Annotated in this window: 21 protein-coding genes and 1 pseudogene; 8 read left to right on the top strand and 14 right to left on the bottom strand. The window is 33.5% G+C overall.

Going from position 1 to position 21,223, the window contains the following annotated elements; all coding sequences use genetic code 11:
• Window positions 1-227: 227 nt before the first annotated feature.
• Window positions 228-1,298 (top strand): response regulator, encoded by a 1,071-nt coding sequence (locus ABD935_RS09920; protein WP_345191828.1) that lies wholly within the window; start codon window positions 228-230, stop codon window positions 1,296-1,298.
• A gap of 106 nt (window positions 1,299-1,404) precedes the next feature.
• The gene (locus ABD935_RS09915) at window positions 1,405-1,896 is read left to right on the top strand and encodes a hypothetical protein (protein WP_345191826.1); all 492 of its coding nucleotides are present in this window, start codon (window positions 1,405-1,407) and stop codon (window positions 1,894-1,896) included.
• Window positions 1,897-2,846: 950 nt separating this feature from the next.
• On the opposite strand, the gene ABD935_RS09910 is transcribed toward ABD935_RS09915, so the two are convergent.
• The 6 genes and pseudogenes from ABD935_RS09910 to ABD935_RS16625 all read right to left on the bottom strand — a co-directional run.
• Entirely contained in the window at window positions 2,847-3,698 is an 852-nt protein-coding gene (locus tag ABD935_RS09910) for an OmpA/MotB family protein (RefSeq protein ID WP_345191825.1), read from the bottom strand.
• A 167-nt stretch (window positions 3,699-3,865) separates the two neighbouring features.
• Window positions 3,866-4,315 (bottom strand): DUF2267 domain-containing protein, encoded by a 450-nt coding sequence (locus ABD935_RS09905; protein WP_345191823.1) that lies wholly within the window; start codon window positions 4,313-4,315, stop codon window positions 3,866-3,868.
• A gap of 11 nt (window positions 4,316-4,326) precedes the next feature.
• Entirely contained in the window at window positions 4,327-4,959 is a 633-nt protein-coding gene (locus ABD935_RS09900) for a phosphoribosyltransferase (RefSeq protein WP_345191822.1), read from the bottom strand.
• A complete protein-coding gene (locus ABD935_RS09895) occupies window positions 4,952-5,617 on the bottom strand; it encodes a dienelactone hydrolase family protein (RefSeq protein ID WP_345191821.1) in 666 nt (221 codons plus the stop codon). Before ABD935_RS09895 ends, ABD935_RS09900 begins: the two co-directional genes overlap by 8 nt.
• 91 nt (window positions 5,618-5,708) lie before the next feature.
• The gene (gene ppsA, locus ABD935_RS09890; RefSeq protein ID WP_345191819.1) at window positions 5,709-8,102 is read right to left on the bottom strand and encodes a phosphoenolpyruvate synthase; all 2,394 of its coding nucleotides are present in this window, start codon (window positions 8,100-8,102) and stop codon (window positions 5,709-5,711) included.
• A 140-nt stretch (window positions 8,103-8,242) separates the two neighbouring features.
• Window positions 8,243-8,332: pseudogene (locus ABD935_RS16625) on the bottom strand (hypothetical protein); the annotation flags it as partial.
• A 242-nt stretch (window positions 8,333-8,574) separates the two neighbouring features.
• Between ABD935_RS16625 and ABD935_RS09885 the strand changes: the two are divergent.
• Entirely contained in the window at window positions 8,575-8,781 is a 207-nt protein-coding gene (locus tag ABD935_RS09885) for a dodecin family protein (protein ID WP_345191818.1), read from the top strand.
• A gap of 94 nt (window positions 8,782-8,875) precedes the next feature.
• Here the strand turns inward: ABD935_RS09885 and ABD935_RS09880 are convergent, their stop codons facing one another.
• From ABD935_RS09880 to ABD935_RS09870, 3 genes are all read right to left on the bottom strand, one after another.
• Window positions 8,876-10,033, bottom strand: coding sequence for a baeRF7 domain-containing protein (locus ABD935_RS09880; protein WP_345191817.1), 1,158 nt, complete (start codon window positions 10,031-10,033; stop codon window positions 8,876-8,878).
• A 176-nt stretch (window positions 10,034-10,209) separates the two neighbouring features.
• Entirely contained in the window at window positions 10,210-11,109 is a 900-nt protein-coding gene (ligD, locus tag ABD935_RS09875; protein ID WP_345191815.1) for a non-homologous end-joining DNA ligase, read from the bottom strand.
• Window positions 11,110-11,258: 149 nt separating this feature from the next.
• Complete coding sequence (locus tag ABD935_RS09870) at window positions 11,259-11,927, bottom strand: BON domain-containing protein (RefSeq protein ID WP_345191814.1); 669 nt, start codon at window positions 11,925-11,927, stop codon at window positions 11,259-11,261.
• Window positions 11,928-12,141: 214 nt separating this feature from the next.
• Between ABD935_RS09870 and ABD935_RS09865 the strand changes: the two genes are divergently transcribed.
• Together ABD935_RS09865 and ABD935_RS09860 are read left to right on the top strand one after the other, a co-directional pair.
• Window positions 12,142-12,912: an RNA polymerase sigma factor gene (locus tag ABD935_RS09865; protein ID WP_345191812.1), complete on the top strand. Its 771-nt coding sequence runs from the start codon at window positions 12,142-12,144 to the stop codon at window positions 12,910-12,912.
• Window positions 12,913-12,964: 52 nt separating this feature from the next.
• Window positions 12,965-13,321 (top strand): hypothetical protein, encoded by a 357-nt coding sequence (locus ABD935_RS09860; RefSeq protein ID WP_345191811.1) that lies wholly within the window; start codon window positions 12,965-12,967, stop codon window positions 13,319-13,321.
• A gap of 5 nt (window positions 13,322-13,326) precedes the next feature.
• Here the strand turns inward: ABD935_RS09860 and ABD935_RS09855 are convergent, their stop codons facing one another.
• The 5 genes from ABD935_RS09855 to ABD935_RS09835 form a co-directional block, all read right to left on the bottom strand.
• Window positions 13,327-14,091 (bottom strand): exodeoxyribonuclease III, encoded by a 765-nt coding sequence (locus ABD935_RS09855; protein WP_345191810.1) that lies wholly within the window; start codon window positions 14,089-14,091, stop codon window positions 13,327-13,329.
• A gap of 129 nt (window positions 14,092-14,220) precedes the next feature.
• Window positions 14,221-14,721: a hypothetical protein gene (locus ABD935_RS09850; RefSeq protein WP_345191808.1), complete on the bottom strand. Its 501-nt coding sequence runs from the start codon at window positions 14,719-14,721 to the stop codon at window positions 14,221-14,223.
• Window positions 14,722-14,905: 184 nt separating this feature from the next.
• Window positions 14,906-15,721: a hypothetical protein gene (locus ABD935_RS09845; protein WP_345191807.1), complete on the bottom strand. Its 816-nt coding sequence runs from the start codon at window positions 15,719-15,721 to the stop codon at window positions 14,906-14,908.
• 157 nt (window positions 15,722-15,878) lie between these two features.
• Entirely contained in the window at window positions 15,879-16,265 is a 387-nt protein-coding gene (locus ABD935_RS09840) for a hypothetical protein (protein WP_345191805.1), read from the bottom strand.
• 200 nt (window positions 16,266-16,465) lie between these two features.
• Window positions 16,466-16,816 (bottom strand): carboxymuconolactone decarboxylase family protein, encoded by a 351-nt coding sequence (locus tag ABD935_RS09835; protein WP_345191804.1) that lies wholly within the window; start codon window positions 16,814-16,816, stop codon window positions 16,466-16,468.
• Between the two features lie 130 nt (window positions 16,817-16,946).
• Between ABD935_RS09835 and ABD935_RS09830 the strand changes: the two genes are divergently transcribed.
• The 3 genes from ABD935_RS09830 (at window position 16,947) to ABD935_RS09820 (ending at window position 21,223) form a co-directional block, all read left to right on the top strand.
• A complete protein-coding gene (locus ABD935_RS09830; protein WP_345191802.1) occupies window positions 16,947-17,336 on the top strand; it encodes a hypothetical protein in 390 nt (129 codons plus the stop codon).
• Between the two features lie 51 nt (window positions 17,337-17,387).
• Window positions 17,388-17,876, top strand: coding sequence for a hypothetical protein (locus ABD935_RS09825; protein WP_345191801.1), 489 nt, complete (start codon window positions 17,388-17,390; stop codon window positions 17,874-17,876).
• A gap of 383 nt (window positions 17,877-18,259) precedes the next feature.
• Window positions 18,260-21,223: a CheR family methyltransferase gene (locus tag ABD935_RS09820; RefSeq protein ID WP_345191799.1), complete on the top strand. Its 2,964-nt coding sequence runs from the start codon at window positions 18,260-18,262 to the stop codon at window positions 21,221-21,223.

The following is a 21,223-nucleotide window of genomic DNA, read 5'->3' as shown; positions in this document are numbered from 1 at the left end:
CAAAATATATTTTGTTTAGAAATTACCGAGCGAAGCCCTTAAGGGTGTTTATTAACAAGCTGACAAACAAAGAGTTTAAAAAAACACATCAATGGTAAAGGACTTTAGGCGTGTTAAAGAAAAAAATGAATAAATAACTAAAATGGTCAACACTATTTAGTGACATACAAAAAGAGAAAGAAATCATGAGGTTCTCTTTTACTTGAAAACAAATAAATAGTTTTTCGATGAAAAAAATACTGATTATTGAAGATAATGTGGATGTTCGTGAAAACACTGCGGATATTCTCGAAATGGCAGACTATAAAGTCTTGACTGCCCAGAATGGTAAAGTTGGTGTGGAAATCGCTAAACAACAACATCCAGACATTATAATATGTGATATTATGATGCCAGAATTAGATGGTTATGAAGTGCTTAAAACATTAAGGGAACATAGCAATACATCACAGATTCCATTTATATTTCTAACAGCCAAAACAGAAAAAATCGATATGAGAAAAGGCATGAATCTAGGTGCCGACGATTATTTAACCAAACCCTTTACGGACAATGAATTATTAGAAGCTATAGACTGCCGTTTAAAAAAGCACGATTTCTTAAAAAAAGAGTTTTCCAGAAATATTGAAGGTGTCTCCAAATTTATTGAAGAAGCTTCAGCCTATTTAGATTTGGAACATTTATCAAGAGATTTTACGCCAAAAATATATCAAAAGAAAGACTTGGTTTTTATGGAAGGTGATACTGCCAATTCTTTGTATTTTATTGAAAGTGGTGCCATAAAAACATATAAAACCACCGAAAGAGGTAAAGAATTTGTAACCGGCTTATATGGTTCGGGAGATTTTATAGGGCAGTTATCTTTATTGACAGACCATAGAACTTATATTGAATCTGCTTCTGTACTCGAGGATGCAGCACTATACGAAATACCGCAATTAGATTTTTTAACACTCATACACGGCAATAAAGCCGTCTCTAATAAGTTTGTAAATTTAATATCTAATGATTTGGTTGAAGTACAAGAAAAGTTAGTAAGCATGGCTTATGCTACAGTGCGCCAACGTGTAGCAAAAGCATTACTGGATTTACACAAAAAAAGAATTTTAACGAGCGAAGAAAATGAGGGTATCAGTATTGCCAGAGAAGATTTTGCAGGTCTGGTTGGAACAGCAACAGAAACATCTATACGCATGCTAACCGAGCTTAAAGATGAAGGTTTAATAACAATTGGATCTGGCAGAAAAATTAAAATTAAAGATAAAAAAGCACTAGAAAATATTGTGGTTTTTAATTGAACTGGTTTAAAAAGAAATGATTTTTCAATTGACTTGCATCATTTTCAATGCACACAAGCGTTGCTATATTAGTATAACAATAATGCTATGAAATATTTTTATTAAAATGATTTCTAAAAGTTACTATATAAAACAAAAATACGTTCACTTTAAAGCGTACCAATATCTATGGCAACTAGAAAAGGTATTGCAACACATTATAAACAGAACGGATTTACAGCTTCAAATTTCAATTCTTGGAAAAGTATCTCAGTATAATTCAGACCAGGAAAATACCATTACAAATAAGAACACTATAAATACATATTGGAAAAGGCTATTGGGGGGCACCGCTAATTTTGGCTGCTTTAATAATCCTGAAATTGGCAATGTATTTATTGCAGGCCCATTAGCATCCACTTTTCTTCATGAAATAAATGGTAAATCTTTGGCAACTTTATCAGCTGGACCCTATGCTATTTTTAGAGGATTGGGGGTTAGCGAAATACAAGCTTCAACCTATTTAAAAATGTTGAACAATAATAGTTATCTATTGATTTTAAGAGGGTATGATAATGAATTATACGAATTGGATACGATCCTAAACAGACCTATCTAGGTTTCTAATTTTAAAAAGCGCTAAACTAAAAAACGGGAAGCTTACACTTCCCGTTTTCTCTGAAGAAACTAATTTCATTTATACTTCCAATCAAAATATTCCTTTTCTAACATTAGAATACCTCAATTTTTATATAAACAAATTAAATCGCTTCATACTGGTTACAATTGCTTTACAGCAATATATAACCAATGTTTTATGATAACCTGGGACACCTAAATGTCCCAGATTACTGGTGCAAAATGCTCTTTACAGACTTAATACGTATTATATATACTTCGCTACAAAGTCAACACGATACGCTTAAAGCTTTTAAGAACTGTTTGCGACCTATAGTCTGGTGCTTGATCTCACACCAAGAACCTATGTGATTTCAAAGAATTATAATGCCAATTTAAAGCAGTAAGACAAAAGAACAAATGACATAAATCAGTAATGAACGTTTTATCTTAAATAATCAATTAAAATAGAAACTGGAAGCCGAAACTTCCAGTTTCCTTTTGAAACGATTCATTTTATCCGTACATCCAACCAACCCATCAAATCTTCCATTTCTGGAATTTTTAAAAACATCAATCTTGGTAAAACAAATTAAATCGCTTCATAATGGTTACCATTGCTTTACAGCCATATATAACCAATGTTTTTAAAATAATCTGGGACATCTAAATGTCCCAGATTACTGGATCAAAGCATTCTTTACAGGCTTAATCGATATTGCATTCGCTTCTTTACGAAGCTAACACAACAAGCTTAAAGCTTTCAAAAAACACTATGATACCAAGGTTAGTAATGTATTACTACACCAAAAACCTATATTTTAAAATTTCAAAGAACTTTTTATCCGTAAATATGTTACTAATTTACAACGGCTTTTTAGAGTATAAAATGACCTAGGTCAGTCTGAGCATTTTTTTTAATTATTTTATGAGTATAGATCATTAATCAATTTAATTTTTCGTGATTGGTGGTTCTAAAAGCTTAAAAAACTGATCTAGCTCTGGTAAAATAATTATTTCCGTTCTGCGGTTAATGGCTCGTCCTTCGGGTGTTTCATTTGTCGTTTTTGGCACATATTCAGAACGTCCACCTGCAGTCATTCGCTCTGGCTTCACATCAAATGTGGTTTGCATTAATCTCACAATAGAAGTCGCTCTTTTAGCACTCAAATCCCAATTATCTTCCATACATGTTGTATGAATTGGTACTGTATCCGTATGTCCTTCAACAAGAATATCTAGCTCAGTATGGTCATTAAATATTTTAGCAATCTTGCCAATAACCGCTTTGGCCTTTTCATTAATAGTATAACTCCCTGATTTAAATAGCATTTTGTCTGATATCGAAACATAGACAACTCCTTTTTTTACTTCTATATTAATATCTTCATCATCAAAATCATATAAGGATCTTTTGAGATTCATGACCAATGCCAGATTAATAGAGTCTTTCCTTTGCATAGAGCTGGTTAAATCTTTTATATACTTTTTCTGCTCATTTAAAGCTTCTATGGATTTTTTAATACTCTCGGCTCCAGACTTGCTTACCACAGAAAGATCCGATAATGTTTCCATTAGATTGGTGTTTGTGCTTTTAAAATATTCGACTTGTTGTTCCGCGCTTTTTGTCTTATTTTTTTCATTCGCCAAATTAGTTTCTAATATCAATCGCTCGTTTGCACAAGTTTTTAAGTCATTTTCGCAGAGTTCAGCCCTGTTTTGTAAATCTGCATATTTTTTTTGACTTACACAGGATATCAAAAAGGCAGTACATAATATAGTTGTAAATTTTAGTGGTTTCATCTTTTTAAATTTATAGTTTGTCCGAGAACTCATCTTGACTTTTTCTATTTCCTTGTAAAGGAACTCATAAAAGCCAAAGTTTTAAATGATCTGAATCAATAGAATTCCAAAAAAAGAAAATACCTAAGATAAAAGAACGTAAAAGCAAAACCCATATCTTCTCTCTTTTAGATGAAAACATGATCGAAAATAAGTCCTTTCAATCGTTTTGGCAACTCGGCTTTAATATCCTCCATCTCCCCTCTGGAAACATACGTTCTCAAAATTAAGAACGTAGCGTGTATATAATCTTCAGCAACCTCATCCGACTCAAAATCGTACAATGACGTTTTACCGTCTAGTGATCTTATGAGGTCGATAAACTCCTCTACATTTTTCACTCTTTCCTTTTTTGCCTTAATAGTCCATCCGTTTACGTAAACGGCTTTCAAAAACATGGGAAGCTGAGCAATGAACTGTAATGATTCCTCAACTGAGATTATTGAACGCAAACCATGCAAAATAGAACTCAGTATTCGACCTGCACTCTCTGGATTCTCAGAAAGACCTATCTCTTTAGCATACTGTTTGATGAACGTATTGCCTTCTGCAGCGTATTGATTGAAATTTAGTGCCATGGTTATAAGTATTAAATTAAACGTTTATTTGATTCTTCTAAAATTTGTATTGCCCTTTTATCCAAAACGGGTTCAAACACTTCATAAAACTGTCCCACAGCCCGGAAATCTTTAGGAGTATGCAAACAAACCACCTCATCAACAAAGGGTGAATTATACAGTTTCTCGCTAGCAGATACTGATGATACTGGAACTGCGACTATAAGTCTTGAAGGATCTTCATCTTTAATAAGTGCTATGGTTGCAAGCATGGTGCTGCCTGTAGCTACACCATCATCAACAATAATAACAATCTTATCCTTAAGGTCTTTAGGCTTGGAATTCTTGTAATATTGATCCTGACGTTGCCGCAATATGTCACGAATACGCCTAGTTTCCTCATCAATATAACTTAAGGATGCACCTACAGAATCTGTTATGTATTTATTGCCTATACTTACAGCTCCAATGGCATATTCTTTATTGATAGGATGCCCTATTTTTTTTGTTAACACAACATCTAATGGTGCATTAAGCGCTTTGGCTACGATAGCCCCTAGAGGAAGTCCGCCTCTTGGAATGGCAATAACAACGACTTCTTTGTTCTTAAACCCCATCAATTTTTCGGCTAACTGTTTTCCTGCATCATTTCTATCCTTAAACATTATCGACGATTTTAGCGTTTATCTTTTCTACAAACCATTTGGCAGATTGTATGGCAACCTTTTCCAATTTGCCTTTTTCTTCAAATAAATGGCTAGCATTTGGAATAATTTCCAGGCTACGCTCACATTGCAATTTTTGATACGCCTCTTTGTTCAGCTTAATAACAATAGTGTCGTCCCCTCCAACAATGAGTAAGGTGGGCGCTGTTACTTTTTTCAAATCTTCCATGGCTAGGTCTGGCCTGCCACCACGGGATACTACCGCTGCAATATCACTTTTTAAATTTGCGGCGGCTTTTAATGCAGACGCAGCCCCTGTACTAGCTCCAAAATAACCAATGGGAAAGTTGGACGTCTCACTCTGGTTCTTGACCCATTTTGTGACCTCAATGAGTCTTTTTGTTAGAAGTTCTATATTGAATCTGTTCTCGTAGACAGTGTCCTCCTCTTTGGTTAACAGATCGAAAAGTAAAGTGGCCAACCCTTTTTCTTGAAGTATTTTTGCAACGTATTTATTTCGTGGACTTAGCCTACTGCTACCGCTTCCATGAGAAAATATTACAAGTCCAATTGCTTTTTGTGGAATGCATATTTCTCCAAGAAGAATAACGTCTTTTAATGGAATAGAAATTGATTTTATATTATTATATGTTAGCATCTGAATACATGAATTAATTTAACTCAAAGTAATTTTATCTAATAAGAACAGCAATGATGTAGGTCAGAAAAATGTATAATTATGAATTTAATTATTGAATCGTTTCAACTTTATTAATAATTCTTTCTGCTGTATTAATATTTTCAATCCCTTTTAATAAAGCATCAGGATTAAATGAAATACTATTAATCCCTTCTTTTACCAAAAAAGCAGCAAATTCTGGAAAGTCGCTTGGTGCTTGTCCGCACAACCCTATTTTTGTATGTGTTTTTTTGGCAGATTGGATGGCCATTTTAATCATCTGCTTTGCGGCTTCATCATTTTCGTCAAATAGTTGCCCCATTAATTCTGAATCCCTATCAATACCTAATGTGAGTTGTGTTAAGTCATTTGAACCAATAGAGAACCCATCAAAGATCTCAGCAAATTTTTCAGCTAAAATCACATTACTTGGAATTTCTACCATCGTATAAACTTCCAAAGCATGCTCACCACGCTTTAAACCATTTTCTGCCATGGTAACCAATACTTTTTTACCTTCAGCCACAGTTCTGCAAAATGGCACCATGACTTTTAGGTTATTAAGCCCCATCTGTTCTCGCACTTTCTTAATGGCTTCACATTCTAAAGCAAAACCGGCTTTGTACAAATCGTTATAATATCGTGATGCACCTCTAAAACCTAACATTGGGTTTTCTTCTGTGGGTTCAAAATCCTTTCCACCAATTAAATTAGCATATTCATTGGTTTTAAAATCACTTAAGCGAACAATCACTTCCTTAGGGTAAAAAGCGGCAGCAATAGTTGCGATACCTTGCGATAATTTATCGACAAAATAATCGTGTTTATTAGCGTAGTTTTTGGTGAGTTTTTCAATTTCTTTTTTTACCGAATACCCTTTAATTTGATCGAACTTTACCAATGCCATAGGATGCACTTTAACATGATGGGTAATAATGAATTCCATTCGTAAAAGTCCAACACCATTATTAGGATAAAAGGATAACGGAAAAGCACTTTCTGGATCGGCAAGAATCATTTTTACTTCCGTTGCTGGCATTTTGATATTAGAAAAATCTATTTCCTTTTCTTCAAAAGATAAAGCACCTTGATAAATATATCCTGTTTTTCCTTGTGCACACGATAGCGTAATGGCATTGCCATCTGTAATTGTTGTGGTAGCATTACCGCACCCTACAATGGCCGGAACACCAAGTTCTCGTGCTACAATGGCTGCATGGCTCGTTCTGCCCCCTTTATTGGTTACAATACCCGTTACTTGTTTTAATAAAGGATCCCAATCTGGTGTTATGGTATCGGTAACAATAATCGTATTTGGCGCTAACGACCCAATATTTTTTGGGGATTTTAAAAAACAGGCCTTTCCAACTCTTATCTTTGAACCTACGGCATTACCCTGAGACAAAATTTCCCCTTCCCCTAAGAGCTTGTATTCAATATGTGTATTTTTATTGCGTGTTTGATGCACCGTTTCTGGTCGAGCCTGCGTGATAAACAACGTATTGGTAATGCCATCTTTTGCCCATTCAATATCCATAGGTTGTTGGTAGTGGTCTTCTATAAGTTTTGACCAGTTAGCCAACATAATAATTTCGTTGTCGCTCAGGATATACTGTTGTTGTTTACTTTTTACGGTTTTAATATTTTTTGTAGTGGCATTTTTCTGTTTATTGGCATAAACCATTGTTAATTTTTTATCACCCATTTTTTTCTGAATAATTGGATATTTTTCTCGAGCTAAACTGGGTTTAAATACATAAAACTCATCGGGATTAACAAGGCCTTGCACAATGTTTTCACCCAATCCCCAAACACCTGATAGTACAATAACATTTTCAAAACCAGACTCTGGTTCGATTGTAAATCCTACGCCAGAACACCCTTTGTCTGAACGCACCATCTCCTGTACCCCAACAGATAGCGCAATAGTATGGTGCTCAAACCCTTTATCTTCCCTATATTTTATAGCACGATTGGTATATAAGGAAGCAAAGCATTTTTTTACGGCTTCCAGGAGCTTATCCTCGCCTTTTACGTTTAAATACGTTTCGTGTTGCCCTGCAAAACTAGCATCTGGAAGGTCTTCTGCAGTAGCACTGCTTCGTACTGCCACCTCTTTTAAATCATTGCCGCATAAATTTAAATATGCTTTTCTTATGTTTTTGGAAAATGCAGAAGAAAAAGTTCCAATTAAAATAAGCCCACGAGCTTGTTCTCCAATAGTTTCTAAATTGGAAAAGTCCTTTCTATCGAGTTTTGTCAACAATTGTTTTAATGGCTCTTCAATTTTATTCTCCTTTAAAAACTCCCAAAACGCATATGATGTGGTTGCAAAACCATTCGGTATGTTAACTCCTTTTGAGGTTAATTGGTTGTACATTTCTCCTAAAGATGCATTTTTACCTCCTACAATATCGACATCTTTGATATTTATTTCACCGAACTTTTTAATACGAGCTTCCATACTTTCAATGCTTTCTTGTTATTTAATTCTAAAAGTACTTATGTTATAAGCGTTTTAAAATGATACCAGTCAGTCAAGTATACTTTTATTGAATCTTTTCAGTAAAGCAGCAAACGGTGAGATTTTATTATTGCAACACTCTAAATTTTAACTGCTTTTTTATGAACAGTACCTCTATCGGTTTCAATTTGTAATATGTATAGCCCAGATTGTAAACCTTCTATACTGAAATTCGTTTTATGGGTTTACGAAACTAGCGTACCAGAAATACTGTAAATAGTTGCTATTTGAGCTAAAGTGTAGTTTTTGTTACATGATTTCAGGTATTTAGTAAATCTTAAATTATAGCCAACCTTACAACAAATGATCTGCGTCAATGATTGGTTAATTTTACTTTACCTGACCTAGGTCATTTCTAGATAGGATGTTTCAAATTATTTTAGCGGTATTATTAACAATAAATGAATCATCCATGTCTGTATTAAAAGTCATTGAAGTACTTGGGAGTTCTACTGTGAGTTTTGAAGATGCCGTAAAGAACGTCATTAATGAAGCATCAAAAACCGTTAAAAACATTAAATCTGTTTATGTAAAAGATACTCAAGTAACCGTGAACAATAACCAGATAGCAGAATACCGCGTGAACACAAAAGTGTGTTTTGGTATTATGGATACATAATAGTTATTAGTTAGTTTAGTTGGTTGAAGGAGATTTCCAGAAGGTAAAATATACAATTGGTTTATCGTTTGGGAATCTCCTCATTTTTGTACTACTAATATCGATATAAAGCATTGATTTTAGAATTAGTATTGGGCATATCGTCCTTATCCAATAAATAGACCGTCCCACCACTCAAAAATGTTTTTATGGCCGCTAAATTCATTAATGATATAGTTGTATCGTTCTCTTCGCTTTCGGCAGCAATTATGGCGTCGTTTTCTAATTTATATGTGCCAAAAATATCCTCTGGATTTTCACAAAATAAAGTATCAATTTTCCCTTCAAATGCTTTAGGTAAAATTTCCACTATGCCAATAGCAGTTTTCCCTGTGCCTTGCTTTTCCATAAAACGTGCTATTTTATCTTTTCGTTCTTGGTCAAAAGTAGATGAGATTTTTTCCCACGCTAATTCATGTACATCCAAAGCATCTATGGCTTTAAGGTTGCCATTAATGTTTTCGTTAAAGAAATTTGAGAAGGTATTTATCCCTTTATAAATATCGAAAAGGTAGTCTTGGGAAGCAATAAGCAATGGTACGTTCTTGTTATTTAATATAAGCTTAAGCCCCTCGTTAATAGCTCTAAAATATTTTTTGATTTCATTTTTTCTTTTTCCAGTAGCAGCTTCTTGTCCATGGTACAATACCTGACCTGCGCCTGTTTGTTGTGTTCTAAATTGCAGGCTTTTTTCTTCATAATCATAACCTACGCTTTCTTGTATACTTTCGGGTATTAAATCCTCGATAATAATTTCGTTAACACGATGCTTTGTACATTCATATAATTTTACATTACCCAATTCCAATGTCATTAAATAAAAAGCGCCATCGCCAACAAACAGGGGCATCAACGGTTTTAGATAGAAAGCATCCGCTACATAGTTAAACGCTTCAAAATTTATGGGAAGCGTATATTTTTGAAAAAAATGGTCTGCTATAAAAATGGCTAAACCATCGGATTGTTGTCTCCAAAACAAATTCTCATCAATTAATTTCTGTACTGGAGCAGTAATGCTATCAATAGTCTTTTTTTGAAGTCCTTTTTTAGCCAATTTCTTTTTTACTTGTTGCAACTGTATTTTTAATGATAAGGCATCTTGCTCTTGTAGCACTTCCTTACCTACTCTATGTGTAGGTATAAAAATTGAAATACAATGTTCTTGATTGAAATTATGTAGTTTGGCTATTTCTTTTTTAGATAGTAAAGGCATGATATTTGGATTTACGTTTTTGAAATTATATTTTGAATTTAATGAACTCAGTACAGGTATACTATCCTGGCGTATTGCTAAAGTAGTATCAAAAAAGGTATTATAAAATGACCCTCATCATTATAGATAGCTCTTTTATTATAAAAAAAAACAGGGATAATAATTAATTAAGATTCTTAACCGATCAGCGTTTCCATTGTCTTTATGGCGTTCCCAATATCATGAGTATTTTGTTCAAAACTTTCCCAAGGATTTCCATCTGTTTCTAATCGTTTAAAAATGTTATCGATGGTGAAGGATTGCGCGTTAAGTGTGGTGTTATTTAATTCATCCCAATGCAAAGGCATTGCCACAGGAGCGCTTTCCAAGGCTCTAACAGAAAAAGGGCTAACACTTGTTTGTGCATAAGAATTTCTGAGACAATCCATATACAATCTACCTTGACGCTTATCTTTTCTAATGGCTGTTGTAAACGCTTTTGGGTTGGCACTGCAAATATAGGTCGCTACATTTTTTGTAAAATCATGTACATCATCAAAATGCCTATCCCCTTTTAAAGGCACTGCAATATGCAAGCCTTCCGAACCCGAAGTCATTACATAAGCTTTTAACAATAGCTTTTCTTCTAAAAGGTAACGCAGTGCTTTTGCGGCTTTAACTGCTAACTGGAAATTCCCTTTTGGAGGATCCAAGTCAAAAACGAGTTTGTCAGGATAGTCCATTTTTTCGACCTTGCTCAAGGTAACATGAAATGTCAAAACATATTGATTTACAAGGTATAATAAAGCCTCTTTAGAATTACAAATAATGTGGTTTACCCAACCGTCTTCTTTTTTGATTTTCACCGTTGGAATCCAATCGGGGAAATAATTAGGCACATGCTTTTGAAAAAAACCAGCTTCTCCTATGCCTTTAGGAAATCGTTGCATGGTTAAAGGACGATTATTAAGATAAGGAAGCATGACGCTTGCCATATTTTCGTAATATCTATATATCTGTTGCTTGGTAATCCCAGACTTTGGGAACACTATTTTATCCTTATGCGTTAATGCAACTTTAGGAACCGTTGTTGTCATCTTTTTTAATATTATGCTGTTCTACATACTCATATATTTCTATATTAATTACAAAACCCCATAGTAACCTGTTAAAAAAATCAGCTCCAATGCGAAACTGGAGCTGTTTTTTGGAAGTAATAAATAGTACTAAATATACTATTTCAAGCCTATGCGTAAGAAGGATAATACTCCACTTTTAATTCGTTTTTCACATGATAAACTCCAGGCGAAGCATAAGCAGTTTTACGTGCTTGATCTTTTTCTGCCAACGAACTAACAGTCCCTCGTAAGGTTACGGTATGTCCATCTACTATAACAGAAATATTTTTAGCATCTATATCTGCAGTACGCTCAAAAGCTTTTTTGATCTTGTTTTTGATGTCTGAAGCTTCCACCTTTTGTTTTAAGGTAATGTTATTGGACACATATCTCACACCAAGTAAATTTTCAACCGCTCTTTTAGCCGCTTCTCTTTGGTAAGACCATTCTACTTCTCCTGTTAAATACACCCAGCCGTCTTCAACCTTGACTAAAATTTTGTCATCAGGTACAGAAACACTCCATTCTAGTGCATCAACAGCTGCTTTGGCTATTTCTTTATCCGTTTTCTTAAAGGCATCACCATATTTCACCTCAATATCTTCGGCTACAGCCTTTACACCACTAACTTTTTTAGCGGCTTTCTCTGCAGCCATTTTTGCGTTATAGCTTTTTACTACTCCAGAGAGAGTAACAACACCATTATCAACGGTTACGCCAATTTGTTTGTCGTCAATGTTTGGTTCCCAAGCTAATTGGTTTATAACATCTTCTCTAATTCTTGCATCTGTTTTCATTTTTATTATGATTTTTAATTAAACAATAATTTATAACACAAATTTACCTTGACTCTAAGCCTTTGAAAATGACCCAAATCAGTCAGCCATAATTTTAACATTTTTTTTAAAACCCTTTTTAAAATGCAATACAACTTAAATGACCCACGTCATTTTGTCACACAAATTATAGTTGCATATTTATATGGGATATTGAAAGCAGTAAAACAAACAGATGAAAAACACCATTACATATTACCAGCAGCAAAAAGGGTTTCGCTTATCTGTTGAAGACGCATTTCAAGATCTTATTAAACTTAAAAAAGAAGGCGATAAAGTATCTTTTAACACCAAATTACTCAAGATACTGCCCGAAGTAAAAAAGTATATAAACGGAAGATTGAATGCTGCGATAAAAAAAGGACATTTCTCAAAAAACAAATATAAAGCTGATGAATTTATCGATCAACTTTTTATTGAAATCTATGACCATATAGAAGAGGTTGAAAAAGAAAAAGATTTCTACTTGTGGTTATTCAAGAAAACCAATGACCTTTTGGAAGATACTATTGTTGAAGAAGAATTTGATGATTTTTTCTTCAAGAATATTGACACATACTCCAAGTCAGAATGGGATCAAATGGCTGAAAAATATAGCACAGATGGCGATGGTGATTTGATGATGCTCGAGGAGTTAGATGATATATCATATAGCCAAAACGATTACACGCTAAACCATGTGTTTATTGAAGATGATGAAAAGGAATTGACCCAACAACTTGACAAAGCGTTAAATGATGAAGCTATTAATAGGCATATAAATATGGTGCTGCACAATTTGCCACTGCCCATGCGAACTGTTTTTGAATTATTTACCAAACAGCATCTTAATCTCCAAGAAATTGCCCAATTAAAGAACACAACGTATCATGATGTTGAAAAACGCTTTAATGACGCTAAAAAAGCACTCCAAATAAGTCTTTTTAATAGATACAAGACAACATAAAAATCAATAGACTCAACACTCATGAAAATACCAATTCCAAACTCAAAATATTATGAAAATTTCCATTTATACAAAGACGTACGACCCGCTAGATTCAATGAAAACCTTTTTAGATTTTTATTATGGTTTAGATATGCAGTTTTTGGCAAGCGATTTATTAAAGATAGGCTTAACGCCTAAAGAAATATCTGACGCTGTTCTTAAAGCTATTAAAACAGGGAAAACTTCAGGAATAGAAATACGTAAGCATTTTATGCCCGTTTTTACTCAAGTCAATACAAGTATTGTAAATGATTGTAAACTTTCAAAAATGGGTTACGGTTTGGTTTTGCTTAATGCCAATTCAGAGTTATCCTCGGTTGCGGAGTGGCAGATAAAAATATTAAATAACTTCTTTGATTTGGCATAGTATAGCTATAGCAAAATTTCAAGTCCAATTGGGCAATGATCGGATCCATAATATTCTGTGTGGATCGTTACTGATTTAACTTTACCCACAAAAGATTTGCTCACTAAAAAATAATCAATACGCCACCCTGTATTTCGTTCTCTAGCTTTAAACCGATAGCTCCAATAGCTATAAGCTATTTTATTAGGGTGCAAATATCTAAACGCATCTACAAAACCGGCATTAATTATATTGGTCATTCCATCAATTTCAATTTGGGTATAACCAGCAGTTTTGTTGTAGTTGGCTTTATCGTTTTTTAAATCAATAGGTTGATGTGCTACATTAAAATCACCAGCAATAATTACGGGCTTTATCTCTTCAAGATTTTTTAAATAGTTAAGAAAATCGGTATCCCATTTTTTTCTATAATCAAGCCTTTCTAGTTGTTGCCCGGAATTTGGCACATACACATTAACAAGATAGAAATTTGGGTATTCGGCACAGATTACTCGGCCTTCATGATCGTGTTGGTCAATGCCCATGTCATTGGTTATTTTAATGGGCTTCGTTTTAGAAAGCAACACTGTACCGGAGTATCCTTTTTTAGTTGCTGAATTAACGTAAAGATTGTAATTTGTTAATCGAGCTATAGCCAGCTCTACCTCTTTATCCTGAGCTTTGGTTTCTTGAAAACAAATAATATCTGGATTCATTTTTTTGATATCTTCAAAAAAGTCCTTTTTCACGATGGCTCTTATGCCATTTACGTTCCAGGAAATGATGGTCATCTTGATTTAGATTTAGTGATCTACTTCTAATACCAAATTAAACATATAATGTCGCATATAAATCGTTTCTTTTTACGTCATTATATATTCAAATTAGTATAATACCAATTATCTATTGGATTAAACGGTTCAATTAAGGTTGTCTTTAAACAGATTTTTTAATGCCATTCCTAAAACTTTCATATCGTGGTTAAATTCACGTTCAAATTCTTTTTCACTTTCTTTTGTCTTCTCATTGAACTCAATCAAATTATCTTTGAATCTTTGGCTTCGAATAGCTAATTTATCTTTTAGAACTATGCTCTTTTGTTCTAATTCATCCAGTTCTTTAGTAAGCTTTTTTTGTTCCTTTTTACTGATTTTCGCAATTCTTTCCCGTAAATTTTCTATCTCTTTTTCAGTATTCTGAATGGTATTTTCTGAAGTGATTTTAAAATTTTCCCAATCGTTTTTTATGGTCATCTTAATTTCTTCGGCCGTATCTATCGCCCCTTGTTTTAAGTCTTTATTTAGTTCCGTTACATCTTCTTTGACTTCTTGTGCGTCTTTTTTGTATTTTTCACCACAACTTGCCAAAAGGATTCCTGCCATAAGACCTATTATGGTTAAGGATAATATGCGCTTTTTCATAATTTCATTTTATATAAAATAATTTATTTATAAAAATGGTGAGACTGTCTGAAAAGTGAATTTTTAGTCTAAATGTCATATTGAGTGAAGTCGAAGTTTTAACACCTTTACAGTCAATCTATTTCGACTGCGCTCAGTTCGACAAGTGCTAATTCACTTTTCAGATAGCCTCTTTATCTTTAATTCAATCAAGAACTTCTTCCAACTGATGATTTAACTTGTTTAACTTCGACTTTTGTCTGTTGATTCTTCTTTTGAGCCTATCTATCCTTGTTTGTTTGATGGTATCAAAAATGGTATCCTCGTAATTATCTAGTTTCGATTGTAATTTCTTAATTTTGGCTTTAGTCTTATCCTTGATGCTTTTTAGAGTAGACTTTCTTTTTGCCTCCATATCTTCAATCTTTGCTTTACGTTTAGTTTTCAATTCGGTAATTTTAGCAGTGATCTTTGTTTTTGCATCATCAGTGGCCTTTTTAAGCTTTTTACGTTCGTCTTCAATTTTATCTTCTAAATCGTCAATCTGATCCTCTATAAAATCATCGAATTCTACATCTGCTTCACTTCTAATAATTTCAGAATTAAAGGATTTAAGAGCATTGTCAATAAATATAGGATTTTCTTCGCCAACCTCAGCAACTATGGTTATGTCACCAATTTTCATTTTGTTATTTATTTTTCTTAAAAAGTCTTCTTCAAAATCATAACGGGAAAAATCAAGGATAGCGCCTACAGTAGTTCCAGAAAACAAACCAACAACCAGACCTATTGGACCAACCAAAGCACCTATTAGGCCACCTAATGCCATTCCTGTAAACGTTCTCCATCGTTCTTCCTTTGTTTCATCCTTCAAGACTTCATACTGGTCGTCCTCTTTTTTACGAAACATCATGTACTCATATAACGTGATGTCTCCATAATTGTCCAATTCTTTTATTTTGTGCAAAGCTTCTATAGCTTTAGTTTCTTCCTTAAAAGAAACGATAATAATGTTTGCCATTTTTTTAATTATTAAATGTTATTTAATTTCTTATTTGTACTCCATTATGGGTTATTGGATTAAAACTAATTTATTGAAATAATGAAGCCAATGATCTAGATCAGTAAAACAGAACAATCTTACGTGATTTTTGTTTTTTAATAACCGCACCTATGACCTAAATATGCTTAGAAAGAAAACGAAAAAACGCCTTTTTTAAGTCGGCATAAATCTGTCTTTGCGTTTCCATTCTGTTTCTAAACGCCATGTGTTTTTTAACAAATGATTGGTTTAGTACGTCTTCTCCTTTTTTGCTGTGATCGCTCATATTGATCTCGTGCAAAGCAATATCGTCCTGCAATTTATCTATAACGGTTCCATGAAGTGTAAACTGGTTTTGAAAATGTTCCAATTGCACTAGAACGTTTTTATCAGTCCATTGCATTACTAATTCGCTTAACCTTTTGTTGAAAGATTTAAGTTCATCTTCCCAAAAGGCAAGTTCGCTTCTCCATTGTTTATGCTCAAAATGCAAGCTCGAATTATAAATAACTTCTGTTTTCATTGGTTTATTTTTGTAGTTAAAACTAGACTGATATTCCTTATACCATTTCCGCATTGAAATCACCGTAATAAAACGCCCTTTTTCCCTTTCTACTTTAACATAAAAAGAAACCGTAACTAAGGCTATGCTTTATTTTTCTATTTCGTATAAAGAAAAAATTCATCATTTTATTTTACAGTAATTTCAATGCGGAAATGGTATTACTGTTCTAAAACAACAAATTGTCCTAGAGCTGCCATAGCCTCACAACCATATACCATTGCTGGACCTCCTCCCATAAGTATGGCTACGCTAATGGTTTCCATGATTTCTTCGGAAGTGGCTCCTGCCTTAAGCGCATCGTGCACATGAAACGCAATACAACCATCGCACCTTACGGTTATGGCAATGCCCAGGGCTATAAGTTCTTTTGTTTTTGTAGGCAAAACACCTTCTGCAATACTTGCTTTATGAAGGTCATTAAACCCTTTCATCGTATCGGGTATTTTAGTTCCCAATTCATCCATTAATTTGGTGAGGTCGTTATAATTTTTTGAATAATCTTTTACCATAGCTCAAAATATTAAGTGTTTAGTCACTGCTCTTAACAAAGCTATTTTAAAAAAGAAACCCTTAAAATGACGTAGGTCATTTCTGTTCTTTCGGCTCTTTATTTCCTTTGTTATCATAAACACAACCGTAATGAAAAAAAGAAATTATGCAATAGCATTGCTTATAATAATTAGTGCATTAGCGGTACAAAGCTGTGGTCCAATAGTCATTTCCTCCAGACCTGATATACCTCCACCACCTTGGTTTTATCCAAATAGAGTTGAGAATGTACGCTATGTGTACTTTCCTGAGTTTATGATTTATTATGACCTCACATTGAGGAATTATATCTATCGAAACAATAATGTATGGGTTCGAGTAAATGTATTACCCCCACGTTATAGAACCATTAATTTAAACCGAAGCAGGTTTGTAAGGGTTAAGACTTATCGTGGCGATAACATAAGTAAGTATCATCGGGAAAACAATACTACTCGAAGACGAACAAATACAAGCAGTACAAGAAGCAGAAGGAACTAGAAAGCCGCTTTATAAATTTAAACTGAAAATGAATTAAAAACTAAAAGTATCATGAAAAAGGCAATAATCTTATTACTGGTTTTTACTATTACAGGATGTAATAGCCAAGACAAACAGAAAAAGCAAGCTACAAGTGATAAAATCGATACCACGATTGTTAAGCCCAAGGAAGCGTGGGATGTTCATAAAGAATATGATGAATTTGGAAATCTCATAAAGTATGATTCCATTTATTCTTGGTCATACTCAAACATCGCGGGAGATTCTCTTCGTGTAAATTTAGATAGTATTATGGATTCATTTAAAGGCTATTTTAATAAAAACCAAGCTTTTAAATGGCAAGACGATTTTTCATATTTTCCTGAAAATGATTCTCTTTTAATGAATGATTTTTTTAAGAAGGATTATTTCTTTAGAAATTGGCAATCTCAGCATTCTGAATTAGATAAAATGATACAGAAAATGGATTCTTCCCGTAATGCGTTCTTAAAGCGTTTTCATCCAGGACTGTTAGAATCTAATAGTAAATCTAAGTTGTAACAATTAGGGTTTTATTGGTTTACTTCAATTTTTAAAAATTGAATCCATGACATTATTAGATTATAGGAATCTTTAGTTTAAAATTGAAGATGACTCATATCAATAGTAAATACCTGCCTTTTAAAACGGTGGATGTTTGTGTACAACATATTTTTTATAATATTAAATAAATCGCATTTAGTATCTAACAGAATTGGTATAAAAACATGACAAAAGCTATTTAACTAGTTGTTTTTTTTGAATATATTTGATTTTACTTGATAGATTATTTTAAAATGTGAGCGATTAATAAATTGGATTATTTAATACAGAATAATTATATTTATGCTATCATATAAATGTAATTTTGTACAACCCTTTGTTTCAATAACTAAACTGATTTCATGGCAAAAAGAAATAGCACATCGCCAAAAACTACAACGAAAAAAGTTGCATCAAACAAGAAAACCATACAAAAGAAAGAGGATGCATTTCTTATCGTTGGTATTGGCGCATCTGCTGGAGGTCTAGAAGCCTTCAAGACTTTTTTTTCAGAACTGCCTGATGCTCCAGGAATGGCCTTTGTAATCGTACAACACTTGGATCCTACGCATAAAAGCTTAATGGTAGACTTGCTTAAAAAGTATACCAAAATGCAAATCAGTGAAGTAAAAAATCATACAGAAGTCCTAAAAGATCATGTTTATATTATTCCGCCAAATAAGGATATGGCTATTTTTAATGGCATTCTTCATTTAATGGAACCTTCTTTACCAAGAGGATTTAGAAAGCCAATCGATTTTTTTCAACGCTCATTGGCAAATGATCAGGGCGTACGCGCCGTTGGCATTATTTTATCTGGAACAGGTACAGAAGGTACCATGGGACTCAAAGATATTAAAGGTCATGGTGGACTAACCATTGTACAGGATCCTGAAACGGCCCAGTATGATGGCATGCCTCGTAATGCTATATCTGCAGGTGTACATGATTTTATATTACCCATTAAAGAAATCCCAAAACTACTGATAAAATATTCTAAAAACAGGAATTTAAAACCCATAGAAAAACCATTAGAAATTGTTAAGACCAAAGACCAGTTAGAAAAAATTTTCATTCTCTTACGCAATGAAACGGGTTGTAATTTTGGTGATTACAAAGATAGTACAGTTATACGTCGCGTTGAAAAGCGCATGGCAATTAACCAAATAGCCAAGTTAGAAGATTATATTAAATACCTCCAAAAAAACACTGAAGAAGTCATAAAACTATTCAAAGAACTCCTTATAGGCGTGACCAGTTTTTTTAGAGATACAGATCCTTTTGACATCTTAAAAAAAGAGGTTGTACCAAAAATTATAGAAAAAAAATCTAATGGAGATACTATAAGAGTCTGGATTCCCGGATGTTCTACTGGTGAAGAAGCATATTCTATTGCTATTATCTTTAATGAGGTTATTTCTAAACAAAAAAAGAATTTAAAAGTACAGATTTTTGCCTCAGATATTGATGAAAGAGCTATTAATTTTGCACGCTTAGGTGTGTATCCCGATACAATTGTGACCGATGTTAGCAAAGACCGATTACATTCTTATTTTTATATTGAAGGGCAAAGCTATCGCATTAAAAAAGAAATACGTGACCAAATTGTTTTTGCAGAGCATAATCTAATGAAGGACCCTCCATTCTCAAAATTAGATATGATTAGTTGCAGAAATTTATTGATATATCTAAATATTGAAGCACAAAAAAAGGTGTTCTCTATTTTTCATTATGCCTTAATTAATGAGGGCGTTTTATTTTTAGGTAGCTCTGAATCTTTAGGAGAATATGCCGATGCATTTGAAGTGATTGATCGAAAAAACAAATTTTTCAAGCGTAAAAATCTTCAGCCCGATAAAATGCCTCAATTAGGCTATAACTTTAAAGATTCTTTACCTACTATTAAAGCTACAACAGTTCCTATACTTAAGAGAGTTCAGCATGATAACCTTGCTATAATAACACAGCGCCTTTTAATTTCAAATTATGCTCCTGCTTGCACAATTATTGATAACAAAGGAGATGCCGTCTATTTTTCGGGCAATACAGGTAAATACTTGCAACCTTCTCCAGGGGAAGCCAGTTTAAATGTAGTTGATATGGCTAGAGAAGGGCTTAAAACAAAGTTAAGTTCCATTATTTCGAAAGCCAGAAAAAGTAAAAAGCTAGAAGTGACTTCCAACGTAAAAGTAAAAACAAATGGAAACTTTCAGACTATTAAATTGACTACAAGACCTCTAAACCAGTCTTTAAATGATAATGGTTACCTCATGATTATTTTTGAGGATATAGAAGTAAGCAGGGAAAAGCCAGGAAAAGTTAAAAAAGTGGAACCCGAAAATGTTTCTGAGGTAAATGCATTACAGCAAGAACTCGACACAACCAAGGAATACCTAAGATCTACTATTGAACAATTAGAAGTCTCTAACGAGGAGCTAAAATCTTCAAATGAAGAATTACAATCCAGTAACGAAGAATTACAAAGCACCAATGAAGAACTAGAAACTTCAAAAGAAGAACTACAGAGCGTTAATGAGGAAATTGTAACCGTAAATACAGAACTGCAGGGTAAGATTGACGAACTTGCCCAGGCTTATGACGATATGAACAATTTATTGGCAAGTACAGAAATAGGAACTATTTTTCTGGACGATAAATTAAAAATCAAGCGCTTTACCCCATCTATGTCTAAAATCATCAACTTAATTCAAACTGATATAGGGCGTCCTGTAGAGCATTTATCTTCCAATCTTAATTATGACACCCTTGTATCTGATGTAAAAAATGTACTTGCAAAACTTACACCTTTTACAACACCTGTAAAAAGTCATGATGGTATTTGGTATCAAATGCAAATCATGCCTTATCGTACTGCACAAAACGTCATAGAAGGCGTCGTTATTACTTTTGTTGATATAACCATAGAAAAAACACTAGCAGAAGAGCTAAATAATATTAAGGAAAATTATGAGCATTTGCTAGAGTCAACCAAGACTATTGTATATACACAAGATAAAAATCTTATTTACACAGGCATTGCTAATACGTATCCAGATATTAAATATAGAAATATTGAAGGCAAAACAGATAAAGATTTCTTTTCAGAAAAAGATACTAAAAAACTGGAGGACATAAAGAAAAAAGTACTCAATACTGGAGAGTCCATTCGAGAAACAGTTTCCATAGAATTGGGAGGTAATACAAAGCATTACGATTTAACAGTTAGGCCTTTGTATGTGAACAAGACAATTAATGGTATAGCGTGCACTTCAACCGATGTTACAGAACTTAGTGTGCTTCAAAAAGTAGAATCCAAAAAAAAATAA

This window comes from Algibacter agarivorans, assembly GCF_039543245.1.
Taxonomy (GTDB): Bacteria; Bacteroidota; Bacteroidia; order Flavobacteriales; family Flavobacteriaceae; genus Algibacter_G; species Algibacter_G agarivorans.
The sequence above is the reverse complement of the archived record's forward strand: the minus strand, read 5'-3'. Positions and strand labels throughout refer to the sequence as shown.

Coding starts and splice junctions, on each gene's coding strand:
- ABD935_RS09905 (WP_345191823.1), bottom strand. CDS start 4,315: ATGGCACTAAATTTCAATCAATACGCTGCAGAAGGCAATACGTTCATC.
- ABD935_RS09880 (WP_345191817.1), bottom strand. CDS start 10,033: ATGCCTTTACTATCTAAAAAAGAAATAGCCAAACTACATAATTTCAAT.
- ABD935_RS09840 (WP_345191805.1), bottom strand. CDS start 16,265: ATGAAAACAGAAGTTATTTATAATTCGAGCTTGCATTTTGAGCATAAA.
- ABD935_RS09820 (WP_345191799.1), top strand. CDS start 18,260: ATGGCAAAAAGAAATAGCACATCGCCAAAAACTACAACGAAAAAAGTT.
- ABD935_RS09895 (WP_345191821.1), bottom strand. CDS start 5,617: ATGCTAACATATAATAATATAAAATCAATTTCTATTCCATTAAAAGAC.
- ABD935_RS09830 (WP_345191802.1), top strand. CDS start 16,947: ATGAAAAAAAGAAATTATGCAATAGCATTGCTTATAATAATTAGTGCA.
- ABD935_RS09845 (WP_345191807.1), bottom strand. CDS start 15,721: ATGGCAAACATTATTATCGTTTCTTTTAAGGAAGAAACTAAAGCTATA.
- ABD935_RS09920 (WP_345191828.1), top strand. CDS start 228: ATGAAAAAAATACTGATTATTGAAGATAATGTGGATGTTCGTGAAAAC.
- ABD935_RS09850 (WP_345191808.1), bottom strand. CDS start 14,721: ATGAAAAAGCGCATATTATCCTTAACCATAATAGGTCTTATGGCAGGA.
- ABD935_RS09870 (WP_345191814.1), bottom strand. CDS start 11,927: ATGAAAACAGATGCAAGAATTAGAGAAGATGTTATAAACCAATTAGCT.
- ABD935_RS09855 (WP_345191810.1), bottom strand. CDS start 14,091: ATGACCATCATTTCCTGGAACGTAAATGGCATAAGAGCCATCGTGAAA.
- ABD935_RS09900 (WP_345191822.1), bottom strand. CDS start 4,959: ATGTTTAAGGATAGAAATGATGCAGGAAAACAGTTAGCCGAAAAATTG.
- ABD935_RS09860 (WP_345191811.1), top strand. CDS start 12,965: ATGAAAATTTCCATTTATACAAAGACGTACGACCCGCTAGATTCAATG.
- ABD935_RS09865 (WP_345191812.1), top strand. CDS start 12,142: ATGAAAAACACCATTACATATTACCAGCAGCAAAAAGGGTTTCGCTTA.
- ligD (WP_345191815.1), bottom strand. CDS start 11,109: ATGACAACAACGGTTCCTAAAGTTGCATTAACGCATAAGGATAAAATA.
- ppsA (WP_345191819.1), bottom strand. CDS start 8,102: ATGGAAGCTCGTATTAAAAAGTTCGGTGAAATAAATATCAAAGATGTC.
- ABD935_RS09885 (WP_345191818.1), top strand. CDS start 8,575: ATGTCTGTATTAAAAGTCATTGAAGTACTTGGGAGTTCTACTGTGAGT.
- ABD935_RS09910 (WP_345191825.1), bottom strand. CDS start 3,698: ATGAAACCACTAAAATTTACAACTATATTATGTACTGCCTTTTTGATA.
- ABD935_RS09835 (WP_345191804.1), bottom strand. CDS start 16,816: ATGGTAAAAGATTATTCAAAAAATTATAACGACCTCACCAAATTAATG.
- ABD935_RS09825 (WP_345191801.1), top strand. CDS start 17,388: ATGAAAAAGGCAATAATCTTATTACTGGTTTTTACTATTACAGGATGT.
- ABD935_RS09915 (WP_345191826.1), top strand. CDS start 1,405: ATGATTTCTAAAAGTTACTATATAAAACAAAAATACGTTCACTTTAAA.